Below are 13,627 nucleotides of genomic sequence, written 5' to 3'. Positions count from 1 at the left end.
ATGAAAATCGGCATGTGCATGTTCTTGTGGACGACCAGCGTCTCGAAGAAACACGAGCCGCTGCTTCGCGACATCAAGGCGACAGGCTTCGACGGTGTCGAGATACCGATTTTCGCCGGTACGCCGGACGACTACAAAAAGCTCGGCGACCTGCTCGATCGCATCGGGCTGGAGCGCACCGCGGTCTCGGCGATGGGCGATCCGGCAATGAACCTGATTTCGCCGGATGCGGCAACGCGCAAGGCCGGTATCGCTTACATGAAATGGGCTGTTGATTGCGCCGACGCGCTCGGCGCCAGGACGCTCAGCGGACCGCTGCACTCGACGCTCGGCGCCTTTTCCGGCAGGGGGCCGACACCCGCCGAGAAGAACCGTTCCATCGCCTCGCAGCGCGCCATCGGCGACTATGCCGGCACGCGGAACGTGACCATCGGGCTGGAGGCGCTGAACCGCTTCGAATGTTATCTTTTCAACACGATGGCGGACCTGTCGGAGCACATCGATGCCGTCGGCCGACCGCATATCAAGGCGATGTACGACACCTTTCATGCCAATATCGAGGAGGCCGACCCGATCGGCGCCTATACGAAGCATCGCAGGAATGTCGTGCACATCCACATATCGGAGAACGATCGCGGCGTGCCGGGGCGCGGTAACATCCCGTGGAAAGAGACGTTCGCGGCGATCCGCAAGAGCGGCTATGACGACTGGCTGACGATCGAGGCCTTCGGGCGGTCGTTGAAGGATCTGGCGGCGGCGACAAAGGTGTGGCGCGATTTTTCCGAAACGCCGGAAGCAGTTTATCGCGAGGGCTATAAGCATATCAGGAATGGGTGGAGGAAAGCCGCTTAGAACCACGAAGGCGCTTTGAGCCGCTGTCGATCCTGGAGCCGAGGGCATCACCCCTGCTCGGCCTGAAGTCTGTTGTAGTCGTGAATCGTCCGGCTCAGCCGGCGGCGCAGGAAGTTCGAGATGTTGTCGAAGATGAAGACGACCAGCAGGATCAGCAGCACCATGTAGAAGACGTTGGCCCAGTTGGAGTTGGTGCGCATCGCTTCCCACAATTTCAGGCCGATGCCGCCGGCGCCGACAGCGCCAATGATGGTGGCGCCGCGGGTGTTCGACTCCCACTGGTAGAGCGTCTGGCTGATGAAGACCGGGATGACTTCAGGCATCACGCCGTAGCGCTGCACCAGAAGGCCGTTGGCGCCGGTCGACAACACACCTTCGCGCGGCTTGTCGTCGATGTTCTCAAGCGCCTCGGAGTAGGTTTTGCCGAGCGTGCCGATCTCGGTGAAGAAGATCGCGGCACTGCCCGCAAGCGGGCCGGGGCCGAACGCACGGGTGAAGAACAGTGCCCAGATCAGCATGTCGACTGAGCGCATGAAGTCGAAGAAGCGTTTCAGGACCTGGCTGAGCACGCCGCTCGGCGTGATGTTGCGGGCGGCGAAGAAGGCGAGCGGGAAGGCGACGATGCTGCCGAGCAGCGTGCCCAGGAACGCCATGACGATGGTCTGCAGCAGCTTCGTCCAGACGTCGCCGTGCTGCCACTGGGCGTTGTTCCAGATGTTGTCGCCTGCCAGCGCCAGGTTCGACGTGCCCGGCTTCAGTTCGGGCCCGGACACGATCAGCGAGATCACCTCTCCCGCTGATTTGCCGAAGAAGGGCGAGCGCGTATCGAAGACGAAATTCGCCCAGCCGAGGAAGCGCTTGCGCACCTTGACGCGGTCGACGGTGACGCGCACCTCGCCGACGAAGCCCATCTTGGCAACCACCTCGTCGTCGTGCGCGGTGATCCAGTCCGGCACCGGGCCTGATATCACCGGCTTGCCGCTTGTCAGTGAAACCGGCACGGTCTGGCCGTTGGCCACGATCGTTGCCTGCGCCTTGTCGAAGGTGACGGATTTCGCCGGACCATCGATCAGCACGGTGAAGGTGCCGTCTCGATTCCTGATCACCCAGTCGGGGTTGGGGTTCTCGCCAAGCGCGGAAAAGCGCGGGTATTTTGGCGTGATCTCAGGCTGGTCGAGGCGGAATTCCGGTTGCAGGTCGTAGCTGATCCATTGTGTCAGGAACAGCGGCAGACGTTCCCAGTGCGATTCCCGCAGCACTTGCGGCAGGCTGAAGAACCACAGGACATAGACGAGATAGGTCAGGATGCCGATGAACAGGAACAGCGGAGCGAAGCGTTTGTACAGCGGCCGCCGGAACACTTGCGGATATCGCTCCTCGATCGACAATATCTCCTCGGCGGTCATTGTCGCCATGGTTTATGCGCCCATCATAAAGGCCTGTTCGCCGACCAGCTTGCGGCGTAGCCAGGCGGAGAACTGGTCGATGATGAAGATGGTCGTGAACAAGAGCAGCACCAGCGCCAGCGTCTTGGCGCCGAAGCCGCGAGAGATGGAGAGTTTCAATTCCTCGCCGATGCCGCCGCCGCCGACGGCGCCAATGATGGTCGAGGCGCGGACATTGATCTCGACGCGCAGCAGCGTGTAGGACATGAAATTGGGCAGCACCTGCGGCAGGTCGGCGAAGCGCACGCGCTCGAACCAGTTGGCGCCGACCGCGCGCAGGCCCTCCTCGGCGCGCATGTCGATGTTTTCGTTGATCTCATAGAACAGCTTGCCGAGCGCGCCGATCGAATGCAGGCCGATGGCGATGATGGCGGCGATCGGGCCAATGGAGACGATGGCCGCGAACAGGCCGGCAATGACGATCTCAGGGAACGCGCGCAGCAGCTCCATGAAGCGCTTGACGATCAGCCGCAGGGCCGGATGAGGTGTTAGATTGCGCGCCGCGATGAAGGAAAACGGCACCGCGAAGACAAAGCCGATGAAGGTCGAGACCAGCGCCACGTTCACCGTGGTCAGCATCAGCTCGAAATATTCGGGAATGTAGAATCCGCCCCAGACAAAGATCCGTCCGAGCGGGAAATTGTATTCCTGGGTGCCGGTGTCATGCGGCGAGGCAATGTCGAACAGTGCCCGCCAGACGTCGTTCCAGTCCTTGAGGACCAGCCAGCTTAGGAAATCCAGAATATGCGGCAGCCTGTCGAAGAAGTGCCCGGCATTTGCTTCGTCGGCGAACCACATGCTGGCGAACATCGCGGCCAGCAGCAGGCCGACGCCGAGCACTGTATAGAACCGGCGCAGCGACGTCTGGCGTCGCCAGGCATCGGCCATCTGCTGGGGCGCGGCAGAAGGGGTTGTCAAAGAAGGGGCTGTCACGGAAAGGGTCATGATCGGAGATGCAAAAAGGGCGGTGTTTGACACCGCCCTTTTCGATTTCGCCGTTAGCCGCCGATGGCTGCCTTACGGGCTTCGACGATGACGTTGTAGAAGTCCGGCTTGACCGGAACGTAGCCGGTGAAATCGCCACCTTCGACGCCCTCGAAGCAAGCCTTGTCCTTCTTCGGCAGCTCGGTGAAGAAGGCGGCGAGCTTGGCGGTCATCTCCTCGCCGAGCGCGGTGCGCACGACCAGCGGGCCGTTCGGGATCAGGCCCGAGCGCCAGACTTCGACGAAGTCGTTCGGGTCGACGGCGCCCTTGGCGACGACCTTGTGGAAGGTGCCGGAGGTGAAGCCGTTCTTGAAGTCGCCGATGCCGGAGGAATCATCGACCGCGACATCGACCTTGCCGTCGCGCACGGCCAGGATGTTGTTCTCATGGCCGCCGTTGAACTGGGTCGAAGCGAAGAAGGTTTCGTTCGAGGCGCCGGTTTCCTTCGGAATCTGGGTCAGCGGGATCAGGTAGCCCGAGGTGGAGTCCGGATCGGCATAGCCGAGCTTCTTGCCCTTGGCCGACTTGATGTCGGTGATGCCCGAGGTCTTCAGAGCCAGGCCGATCGAATGATAGCCGGTGGAACCGTCGGTCTGCTTGGTGGTGAGGATCGGGGTCACCGCCTTCGGGTCCTTGAGATAGACGCTGGCGTAGCCGGATGCGCCGAGTTCGGCGAAGTCGAGCGTGCCGCCGAGCAGGCCCTGGATGACGCCGTCATAGTCGGCGGCAGGAAACAGCGAGACCTTCTCGAAGCCGAATTCGGCCTTCAGATGATCGGCCAGGCACTGGTAGTTGCGCAGCCGGTCGGTCTCGTTTTCACCGCCCAGAATGCCGACGCGGAATTCCTTCATGTCGGCGGCGTGGGCCATGCTGGTTGCCATGGCGAGCACCGAAACGGCGCTGAAAACCATCTTCCTGAACATTTGATGTCTCTCCTGTAAGTTCCGGCCCCGCGCCGGCAGCGTTCTTGGTCTTGACAAGTGCCCTTGACGCGGGCGGACGATCCCAACCGCCCTTTCTCGGCCCATGATCTTTCCCGAAAACCGGATTCCACTTTTCGGGATCATGGGCTCAGTAACCCGGGAATGCGGGTTCGAGCGGTCCGGCGGATCCTTCGATCTTCTGCTTGAAGGCAACGCTGGTGGAGGTGATGGCCTCCGATATCTCTGCGCCATTGCTGTCGGCGCCATAGACGAGGCGCACGGCCTCACGGTTGAGCTCTTCCGGCGGGCCGTCGAAGACGACCTTGCCGGCGGCCATGCCGATAACGCGGTTGCAATAGGCGCGGGCGGTGTCGAGCGTGTGCAGGTTGGTGACGACGGTGATGCCCTCGCGCAGATTGATGTCCTGCAGCGAATCCATCACCACCTTGGCGTTGAGCGGGTCGAGCGAGGCGATCGGCTCGTCGGCGAGGATCACTTTGGGCTGCTGCATCATGGCGCGGGCGATGGCGACACGCTGCTGCTGTCCGCCAGACAAGGTGCCGGCGGGCTGAAGCGCGGTGCGGGCTATGTCGAGCCGCTCGAGCGCGGCGACCGCCTCGGCGCATTCGGCACGCGAGAACATGCCGAGAAGGTTGGACAGGGTCGAACGGTGGTTCAATTTGCCGAGTAGGACGTTGGTCAGCACGTCGAGGCGCGGCACCAGGTTGAACTGCTGGAAGATCATGGCGCAATCGCGCTGCCAGCGCCGCAGCGGCGAGCCGTGCAGCCGGGAGACCTCGGCGCCGTCAAAAAAAATCGACCCCTGGCTGGGGTCGACAAGACGGTTGATCATGCGAAGAAGGGTCGATTTGCCGGCGCCCGAACGGCCGATGACGCCAACCATCTGACCTTGCGGGATCGAGATATTGACGTCGCTGACGGCTGTGTTCTTGCCAAATCGTCGGCTGACGCCGCGGATTTCGAGCGTGGCAGAGCTTGCTGACATGAGCAGGTTCCAGTCCCGACCTTGTTGATCGTCAGGCACTCGCCTAACGCAGCCACATGAACCTGCCATGTCGCCAGCATGTCAGTTTTGTTACGCTCCACAGGCGCGACGGCCGAAGCGCGTCGCTGAAACGAATTCATGCGACGCGCTCCAGGTATTTGGCTTTATGCATGTCGTTCTCCCGGGGCCACTTTCGGGCGACTGCATTGGCGCCTTGTCGGCGATCAGCCGAGCACCAGCAATTCCTCGAAGTGCTTCATGTCGCGGAAGGCGCAGAAGGCGGGCGCCTTGATCTCGATTGTCGGAGCCTGCCTTGCGAAAAGCGCCAGGCAATCGTCGAACAGAGCCTGCCACGCGGCGGCGCGATCGGAGGCGAGGCGCTGGATCTGATAGGCAAAGGTGATGTGGAAGACGTAGGCGTCATGATCGGGGTGCCGATAGCCGAACGGCACCGCCAACGCATCGCGCCATTGACGCATGATGCGCACGTCCTCGTCGGTCGCGCCGGCCACGGTGAGACCGGTGGGCACGATTTCGATCACCTTGATGTTGAAAGGACCGAAGCCCTCGAAGCCCTTAAGGCGCTCCAGATAGAGGCGGGTCATGGCGTCAATGCTGGTGTCGAGCGGTACGTCCTGCGGCCAGTAAGGCAAGCGGCGACGATATTCGATGATGCCCTGGAACAGCGTCATATGCAGGCTGGAAATGGGCGTGAAGGCGAGCCGGTCGGCGTCGGGCATCGCCAGCATCTTCTCGCGCACCGCAAGCACCACGGCCTCGGAGGGCGAGCCGCTGACGAGATGGCTGACAACGGTGTTGCCGGGCTCGGTCAGGAAATTGCCCGAGGTGTCGTAGCGCGTGCCGAGATGCGCCGGCGGGGTCGGGTTGGAGCCGGCAAAGAATCCGGCGAGCGAGGGTCTGACGGTGTCGAGCATGGCAATCTCCTTGGGAGATGGCGTCCTGTCCGAGTCCTGTGTCAGGGATATGAACAAGCCCCTTAATGACGATGATGTGAGGAGCTATCCCTCGTATTTCTCCAGGAAGGCCTCCGCCGACAGTTCGCGAAAATCATCGAGCGAAGCGCGCAGCCGCACGTGGTCCCAGTCCCACCAGGCAAGCGCCTGGTAGCGTTCGGCGGTGCGGCGGTCGAAGCGCTCGCGGATCGGCTTGGCCGGCACGCCGGCGACGATGGTGTAGGGCGCGACATCCTTCGAGACAACCGCCCCGGCGCCAACCGCCGCGCCATCGCCGACGGTGACGCCCGGCAGGACGGTCGAACCATGACCGAGCCAGGTGTCGTGACCAACGGTGACGCGCTTGGCGCGGCGCTGGGCGAAGAACTCGCTCTCATGCTCGGCGTCGTCCCAATAGTCCGAGGCGCGGTAGGTGAAGTGATGCAGCGTCGGCCGCCAGGTCGGGTGGTTGGTGGCGTTGAGGCGCACGCTTGCCGCGATATTGGCGAACTTGCCGATCGTCGCGCACCAGACAGAGCAATCCTGCATCATGTAGGAATAGTCGCCGAGTTCGCTTTCCGAAACCCGGCTGCGGTCGGCGATCTCGGTCCAGCGGCCAAGCGTCGAATTGTGCACCTCCGCCGTCGGATGGACCAGCGGCGTCTCCGACAATTTCCTGGTCATGCGGCGAGTTTTCCTGGAGCAAAAGCGGTGACGTCGATGATGCGGTCGGCAACGGCCTCGCGCACATCATGATCGTGGAAGATACCGAGCAGGGCGACGCCCGCCGCCTTCTTGGCGGCGATGAGTTCGATCACCACGTCGCGGTTGGTGGCATCGAGCGAGGCGGTCGGCTCGTCGAGCAGCAGGATAGGATGCTCGGTGATGAAGCCGCGCGCGATGTTGACGCGCTGCTGCTCGCCGCCGGAGAAGGTCGCCGGCGGCAGCGCCCAGAGTTTTTCCGGCAGGTTAAGCTGCGACAGCAGGGCGCGCGCCTTGCCTCTGGCGGCCTCGCGGTCCTCGCCGCGCTCGACCAGCGGCTCGGCGACGACATCGAGCGCCGAGACGCGCGGCACGGTGCGCAGGAACTGGCTGACATAGCCGATCGTTTGCCGGCGAACGGCAAGCACGGTGCGTGGGCTGGCGTTGGCAAGATCGATCAGTCCGCCCTCGTGGCTGACGATGATCTGCCCCTCGTCGACGGCATAGTTGCCGTAGAGCATTTTCAGGATCGAGCTCTTGCCGGCCCCGGACGGGCCGCCGAGCACGGTGCATTCTCCTGCCTTGATCGAGAACGAGACACCGGCGATAACGGGCAGTTTGATGCCGTCGCGCAGATGCATGGTGAAGCTTTTTGCGACGTCGGAAACAACGAGCGGGGTTGGCATCGTTACACCTGCAAAATGGAAGAAACGAGAAGCTGCGTGTAGGGCGCGCGCGGATCGTCCAGCACGCGGTCGGTGAGGCCGCTTTCGACGACGCGGCCGTCCTTCATCACCATCATGCGCTGCGACAGCAGGCGCGCCACCGCGAGATCGTGGGTGACGACGATGGCCGCGAGGCCGAGATCGGTGACCAGCCCGCGCAAGAGATCAAGCAAGCGCGCCTGCACCGAGACGTCGAGACCGCCGGTCGGCTCGTCCATGAACACCAGCCTTGGGCCGGTGACGAGGTTGCGGGCGATCTGCAGGCGCTGGCGCATGCCACCGGAAAAGGCACGTGGCTCGTCGTCGATACGGTCTTGCTCGATCTCGACGCGCGACAGCCAGTCGACGGCCGTGGCGCGGATCTTGCCATAATGGCGGTCGCCGACCGCCATCAGCCGTTCGCCGACATTGGCGCCGGCAGACACCGTCATGCGCAGGCCGTCGGCCGGGTTCTGGTGGACAAAGCCCCAGTCGGTGCGCATCAGGAAGCGGCGCTCGGCCTCGCTCATGCGGTAGAGCTCGCGGAACTGGCCGTCGCGCATGCGGTAGCTGGCGGTGCCCGACGACGGTAAGAGCCGCGTCGACAGGCAATTGAGCAGCGTCGTCTTGCCGGAGCCGGATTCGCCGACGACCGCCAGGACCTCGCCCGGCCACAGGTCGAAGGAGACGTTGTCGCAGCCGACGCGCGAACCGTAGAATTTGGAGAGCGCCGAGACGCGCAGCAGCGGTTCGTCGGTCATTGTGCGGGCTCCATTTTTTCGGAAGCGAGATGGATTTCCGGAGCAAGATGGCCGCGATGGCCCTCTTCACGCCGCTTCTCGCAATGGTCGGTGTCGGAGCAGACGAACATGTGGCCGCCATGGTCGTCGAGGATGACCTCGTCGAGATAGACATTCTCGGCCGCGCAAAGTGCGCAGGGTTGGTCGAAGGTCTGCACCTCGAACGGATGGTCCTCGAAGTCGAGGCTGACGACATCGGTGAAGGGCGGCACCGCATAGATGCGCTTCTCGCGGCCGGCGCCGAACAGCTGCAAGGCCGGCGAGCGGTGCATCTTGGGATTGTCGAATTTCGGCGTCGGCGAGGGGTCCATCACATAGCGGCCCTCGACCTTGACCGGATAGGCATAGGTGGTGGCGATGCGGCCGTGCTTGGCGATGTCCTCGTAGAGCTTCACATGCATGAGGCCATACTCCTCCAGCGCATGCATCTTGCGCGTTTCCGTCTCGCGCGGTTCGAGGAAGCGCAGCGGCTCGGGGATCGGCACCTGGTAGACCAGCACCTGGCCCGCGGTCAGCGGATGTTCGGGGATGCGGTGGCGGGTCTGGATGATGGTGGCGCTGGCGGTATCGGTGGTGACAGCGACATTGGCGACCTTCTTGAAGAAGGCGCGGATCGACACCGCATTGGTGGTGTCGTCGGCGCCCTGGTCGATGACCTTCAGCACGTCATTTGGGCCGATGATCGAGGCGGTGACCTGGACGCCGCCGGTGCCCCAGCCATAGGGCATCGGCATTTCGCGCGAGGCGAACGGCACCTGATAACCGGGAATGGCGATGCCCTTGAGGATCGCCCGGCGGATCATCCTTTTGGTCTGCTCGTCGAGATAGGCGAAGTTGTAGGTGGCGATGTCGGTCATGGCGATCACATCCGCTTTGTGCTATCGAATTGGCGTCCAGGACGCGGAAACAGGGGCGAATTCAGATGAACTCAACCGGATGGGTGCATCTCGGAATTCTCCTGTTGGTGTTTGTCGGCGCGGTTGCCTTTGTCCTTCGGCGCATGGTTCTGCCCGCACCGAAAGAAGGCGCGCAAGGCGAAACTGTTGCCGGTAGCAAGGGGTTCAACGAGGCGCATAATGGCCACTACAGCGCTGGTCATAGTGGCGGCGCCGATGGTGGGCATAGCGGCAGCTAGGGTCATTCCGCGGCCTCCCGCTTCTCGTCGACCCTCGCGGGGTTTTCGCGGGCCTCATATTCGGCGCGCATGCGGCGCACGAGGTCGAGTTCGGCCTGGAAGTCGACATAGTGCGGCAGCTTCAGGTGTTCGACGAAGCCGGTTGCCTGGACGTTGTCGGAATGGGAGATGACGAACTCCTCGTCCTGGGCGGCGGCGATGATGTCCTCGCCGAGCTCGGAGGCGCGCAGGGCGCGGTCGCAGAGCGCCATGGCCATCGCCTTGCGCTCGCTCTGGCCGAAGACCAGGCCGTAGCCCCGGGTGAACTGCGGCGGCGCCTTGGCCGAGCCCTTGAACTGGTTGACCATCTGGCACTCCGTGACCCGCACCGTGCCGAGCGGTGCTGCGAAGGGCAGTTCGGGGACATCGAGTTCCAGCTCGACCTCGCCGATGCGGATTTCGCCGACGAAGGGATGGTTGCGGGCATAGCCGCGCTGGGTGGAATAGCCGAGCGCCAGGAGAAAACCCTCGTCGCCACGCGACAGCGCCTGCAGGCGGATGTCGCGCGCCATCGGGAATTCCAGCGGCTCGCGGGTGATGTCGCCGGGCACATAGTCCTGCGGCATCTGGCCATCCGGTTCGATCAGGCCTTCGCGGGCGAGGATCGCCGAGACGCGCGGCATGGCCTGCGCTTCCGTCTCGCGCCGCAAGGGTTCGGCGACACCGGCGCCGGCGGCAAGTTCGGGGTCGAGCAGCCGGTGCGTGTAGTCGAAGGTCGGCCCGAGCAACTGGCCGCCTGGCAGATCCTTGTAGGTCGCCGAGACGCGCCGTTCGACCAGCATGGCGCCGGTGTCGATCGGCTTGGTGTAGCCGAAGCGCGGCAGCGTGGTGCGATAGGCGCGCACCAGGAAGATCGCCTCGATCATGTCGCCGCGCGCCTGGACGATGGCGAGTGCCGCGAGTTCACGGTCGTAGAGCGAGCCTTCGCTCATCACCCGGTCGACGCCGAGCGCCAGCTGTTCGACAATCTGGTCGAGGCGCAGTGCCGGCACCGAACGGTCGCCGCGCCGGCGATCGGCGAGCAGGCTGTGGGCATTGGCGATTGCGGCTTCACCGCCTTTTACCGCGACATACATCTTCAAGCCTCCATCGTCTTGATGCGCGTCGTGCGCGGCAGGCAGGCTACGCCTTCTGATGTGGCGAGGATGATGTCGACGCCGCGCGGAAAGCGCTGGATATTCTGCTTCCACTGCTCGATGAAATGACGCGGCATCTGCGCCGGCGCGATCGTGGCGCTGATTTCGATGCCGGGACCCTCCAGCAGCAACGGAGTGCCTGAAACGAGGTCGCTGACCTGCAGGATCAGGGTGGTCGACCTGTCGGGATAATCCTGCGTTCCCTGCGCAAAGCCGTCGAGCGCCATCATCTCGGCCGGCGTGGCGACAAAGGCGAAATGCGCGTCGGCAGGCGTGTTGGCCAGCGGCGCGCCGGTGTGGAAACCAAGCCAGGAGCCGATCGCGGCGGAGGCGTGCAGGGCCGGGTCGAGCCAGAGCGGCGTGTCGTTGTCGCACAGCGCCAGTGCCACGGCGCCAGCGGTTGGCGAGAGCGGCGCCGGCGGGCGGGCCAGGGCCGACAGAGGCTGCACGCTGCCCGGCCGCGCCATCGCGTCCATGACCGCGCGAAACACCGTCTGGGCGTTGAACACCGGATCGGCAAAGCCGCCCTCGATCGATTGTGCTGCGATATCCATCAGTCTTCTCCGCGAACCATGGTGAAGAAATCCACTTTCGTTGCCGCTGTCTCGGCGCGGCGTTTTTCCTGGGCAGCGGCGAGCGCCGACCTCAAAGGCGCGATCAGCCTGGTCTCGACCTCGGCGCGGCGGGCAGGGTCCTGCCAGAGCGCGTCGGCGATCGCCGCCAGCTTCGCCTTCTGCTTGTCGCGGCCAAGCGCGTAGCAATGGCCCACCTGTCCGGACGGCAGCCGGACAGTGGCGCGGGTGACGGTCGCCTCGCCGACATTGAACGGCGCGCCGCCGCCGCCGATGCGGCCGCGCAGCGTCACCAGCCCGGTCTCGGGACCGCGCAGCAGTTCGGCCTGCGAAGGCAGGCCGGCTTCGTTCCAGAGCCGGACGATATCGTCGCCGCTCGATTGCGCCAGGGTCGCCATCGCGGCTTTGCGTCCGGCCTGGTCGCGGGCTTCCTGTCCTCGCATCGGCAGCATTCCTCTTTGCTAAATTTGTCTATTGATATAGACAACTATACAAATTATACATATTACCTAGCGCGAGTCCATGACGAGTGGATGACAGGGGACGGAAGGCAGGGGCCAACTATGATCGGGCGACAGGAAGCCGACAGTATTGAACGGCGCAGCGGCGTCTCGCTGTGGCGGCAGATCGCCGACAGGATCCTGCAGGCGATCGCCACCGGCGATTTCGCCGAGAATGCCGCGCTGCCGCCGGAGGTGGCGCTCGCCGAGCGCTATGGCGTCAATCGCCACACGGTGCGCAGCGCCATATCGGCGCTTGTGCAGGAAGGTGTGCTGCGGGCCGAGCAGGGGCGTGGCACCTTCGTATTGTCTCGCAAGCGGCTGTCCTATCCGATCGGGGCGCGCACACGCTTTTCAACGGGCCTGCAGGGACAAACCTCGGAACGGCACATCGTGCTGCTTGCCTCGTCGGTCGAGCCGGCCAGCCCGCGTGTCGCCGAAGGGCTTGGCCTTGCGAAGGGCGCCGAGGTGATCCGGCTGGAGACACGCGGTGAGGCCGATGGACGGCCTGTGTCACGTGCTGCTGGTTGGTTCGATGCCAGGCGCTTTGCCGGCATCGACAAGGCGATGGCTGAGACTGGCTCGATCACCGCGTCGCTGGCCCGCTTCGGCATCGACGATTATCTCAGGCAATCGACCGTGCTGTCGGCACGCCATGCCGATGCGGCCGATCTCGCCGACCTCGACCTGCAGCCAGGCGCCATCGTGCTGGTCACGGTGGCCGTCAACATCACGCCGGACGGTCAGCCGATCCAGTTCTCCGAGTCGCGCTTTCCGGCGGAGCGGGTCGAGCTCAAACTGTCGGCGCTGTGAGCCGAATCCTGCCGACTATCCGATCTCGATCACGGCCTTGATCAGGCCGGATTTCTCATGCGCCCAGCGGGCGAGATCGCTCGGCGTATCGGCCAGCGTCGTGCGGTGGGTGACCAGCTTGGCCAGGGGCACGGCGCCGTTGCGGATCGAGTCTGCGACATGATCGAAATCGGCACGCAGTGCATTGCGGCTGCCGACCAGCGTCATTTCGCGTTTGTGGAATTCAGGGTCGGAGAAGACGATGTCGTCCTTGACGACGCTGACCAGCACCAGTGTGCCGCCATGCGCGACGTGGGCGAAAGCCGACTGCACCGACCGGGTGTTGCCGGTGGCGTCGAAGACCAGGTCGAAGCCTTCGCCCGATGTCGCTTCCTTGACCAGATCCGGCACCGCTCCGCGCGAGCCGTCGAGGATCCTGAAGCCAAGTTCGTTTTCGGCGAAAACGAGACGTTCACTGCTCATGTCGAGCAGCGTCACGTCGAGCCCGGCAATGCGGGCGAAGATGGCGTTGCCGAGCCCGATCGGGCCGGCGCCGATGACCAGAGCGCGAGCGCCGGGATCGGCACGGGCGCGACGTACCGCGTGCGCGCCGATGGCCAGGAATTCGACGGCTGCTGCGTCGGCCAGCGACAGGCCATTGGCCGGATAGAGATTCCGCGCCGGGACAAGAATGCGTTCGCACATGGCGCCGTCGCGATGGACGCCCAAGACCTCGATCTTGACGCAGCAATTCGGTTTGCCGTGCCGGCAGGCGATGCACTTGCCGCAGGAGAGGTAAGGGTTGATGACGACCGGTTCGCCGACGGCAAGATCGACGCCCTCGCCGGTCCCGATGACGGTGCCGGAGACTTCATGGCCCATGATGCGGGGGTAGGCGAGGAACGGGTGCTTGCCCTCGAAAATGTGGTAGTCGGTGCCGCAGATGCCGACATGGCTGACCGCGACCAGCGCCCAGCCGGCAGGGGGCGCGCCGGGCGCGGGGCGGTCTTCCAGGATGAGTTCCCCGGGCGAGCGGCAGATAACGGCTTTCATGTCTCAGTCCGATTGGGTTTCCGACCTGTCT

16 protein-coding genes are annotated in these 13,627 nt (G+C 64.1%); 2 read left to right on the top strand and 14 right to left on the bottom strand.

All coding sequences use genetic code 11. From position 1 onward, the window contains the following. Positions 1-852, top strand: a complete 852-nt coding sequence (locus CK228_RS05190; RefSeq protein WP_095787112.1) for a sugar phosphate isomerase/epimerase — start codon at positions 1-3, stop codon at positions 850-852. Between the two features lie 47 nt (positions 853-899). Here the strand turns inward: CK228_RS05190 and phnE (CK228_RS05185) are convergent, their stop codons facing one another. From phnE (CK228_RS05185) to phnG, 13 genes are all read right to left on the bottom strand, one after another. Then, complete coding sequence (gene phnE, locus CK228_RS05185; protein ID WP_095787111.1) at positions 900-2,267, bottom strand: phosphonate ABC transporter, permease protein PhnE; 1,368 nt, start codon at positions 2,265-2,267, stop codon at positions 900-902. 3 nt (positions 2,268-2,270) lie between these two features. After that, positions 2,271-3,242 (bottom strand): phosphonate ABC transporter, permease protein PhnE, encoded by a 972-nt coding sequence (gene phnE, locus CK228_RS05180; protein WP_095787110.1) that lies wholly within the window; start codon positions 3,240-3,242, stop codon positions 2,271-2,273. Between the two features lie 53 nt (positions 3,243-3,295). Beyond that, positions 3,296-4,204 carry a phosphonate ABC transporter substrate-binding protein gene (gene phnD / locus CK228_RS05175; protein ID WP_095787109.1) on the bottom strand — a complete coding sequence of 303 codons (909 nt, stop codon included), beginning with the start codon at positions 4,202-4,204 and terminating at the stop codon, positions 3,296-3,298. Between the two features lie 148 nt (positions 4,205-4,352). Next, positions 4,353-5,210: a phosphonate ABC transporter ATP-binding protein gene (gene phnC / locus CK228_RS05170; protein ID WP_095787108.1), complete on the bottom strand. Its 858-nt coding sequence runs from the start codon at positions 5,208-5,210 to the stop codon at positions 4,353-4,355. 224 nt (positions 5,211-5,434) lie between these two features. Further along, positions 5,435-6,145: a DUF1868 domain-containing protein gene (locus tag CK228_RS05165; protein ID WP_095772418.1), complete on the bottom strand. Its 711-nt coding sequence runs from the start codon at positions 6,143-6,145 to the stop codon at positions 5,435-5,437. 84 nt (positions 6,146-6,229) lie between these two features. After that, positions 6,230-6,847, bottom strand: coding sequence for a DapH/DapD/GlmU-related protein (locus CK228_RS05160; RefSeq protein WP_095787107.1), 618 nt, complete (start codon positions 6,845-6,847; stop codon positions 6,230-6,232). Beyond that, positions 6,844-7,551 (bottom strand): phosphonate C-P lyase system protein PhnL, encoded by a 708-nt coding sequence (gene phnL, locus CK228_RS05155; RefSeq protein WP_095787106.1) that lies wholly within the window; start codon positions 7,549-7,551, stop codon positions 6,844-6,846. The genes CK228_RS05160 and phnL overlap by 4 nt, the downstream gene beginning before the upstream one ends. Before the next feature lie 2 nt (positions 7,552-7,553). After that, positions 7,554-8,330, bottom strand: a complete 777-nt coding sequence (gene phnK, locus CK228_RS05150) for a phosphonate C-P lyase system protein PhnK (protein ID WP_013892928.1) — start codon at positions 8,328-8,330, stop codon at positions 7,554-7,556. Continuing rightward, positions 8,327-9,226: an alpha-D-ribose 1-methylphosphonate 5-phosphate C-P-lyase PhnJ gene (locus CK228_RS05145; protein ID WP_095787147.1), complete on the bottom strand. Its 900-nt coding sequence runs from the start codon at positions 9,224-9,226 to the stop codon at positions 8,327-8,329. Before CK228_RS05145 ends, phnK begins: the two co-directional genes overlap by 4 nt. A gap of 71 nt (positions 9,227-9,297) precedes the next feature. Next, positions 9,298-9,510 (bottom strand): hypothetical protein, encoded by a 213-nt coding sequence (locus CK228_RS05140; RefSeq protein WP_179295811.1) that lies wholly within the window; start codon positions 9,508-9,510, stop codon positions 9,298-9,300. Beyond that, entirely contained in the window at positions 9,507-10,619 is a 1,113-nt protein-coding gene (locus tag CK228_RS05135) for a carbon-phosphorus lyase complex subunit PhnI (RefSeq protein WP_095787105.1), read from the bottom strand. The genes CK228_RS05140 and CK228_RS05135 overlap by 4 nt, the downstream gene beginning before the upstream one ends. A gap of 2 nt (positions 10,620-10,621) precedes the next feature. Further along, on the bottom strand, positions 10,622-11,233 hold the full coding sequence (gene phnH / locus CK228_RS05130; protein ID WP_095787104.1) for a phosphonate C-P lyase system protein PhnH: 612 nt from the start codon (positions 11,231-11,233) through the stop codon (positions 10,622-10,624). Beyond that, on the bottom strand, positions 11,233-11,694 hold the full coding sequence (phnG, locus tag CK228_RS05125; RefSeq protein ID WP_095772716.1) for a phosphonate C-P lyase system protein PhnG: 462 nt from the start codon (positions 11,692-11,694) through the stop codon (positions 11,233-11,235). Before phnG ends, phnH begins: the two co-directional genes overlap by 1 nt. A 120-nt stretch (positions 11,695-11,814) precedes the next feature. Between phnG and phnF the strand changes: the two genes are divergently transcribed. Next, on the top strand, positions 11,815-12,564 hold the full coding sequence (gene phnF, locus CK228_RS05120) for a phosphonate metabolism transcriptional regulator PhnF (protein ID WP_095772426.1): 750 nt from the start codon (positions 11,815-11,817) through the stop codon (positions 12,562-12,564). A 15-nt stretch (positions 12,565-12,579) separates the two neighbouring features. Here phnF and CK228_RS05115 read toward each other — a convergent pair whose 3' ends face one another. Continuing rightward, the gene (locus CK228_RS05115; protein ID WP_095787103.1) at positions 12,580-13,596 is read right to left on the bottom strand and encodes a zinc-binding alcohol dehydrogenase family protein; all 1,017 of its coding nucleotides are present in this window, start codon (positions 13,594-13,596) and stop codon (positions 12,580-12,582) included. Between the last annotated feature and the right edge of the window lie 31 nt (positions 13,597-13,627).

It is taken from the genome of Mesorhizobium sp. WSM4312 (genome assembly GCF_002294875.1).
In the GTDB taxonomy this organism is placed as follows: Bacteria; Pseudomonadota; Alphaproteobacteria; order Rhizobiales; family Rhizobiaceae; genus Mesorhizobium.
This window is presented reverse-complemented; position numbering and strand designations above follow the sequence as displayed.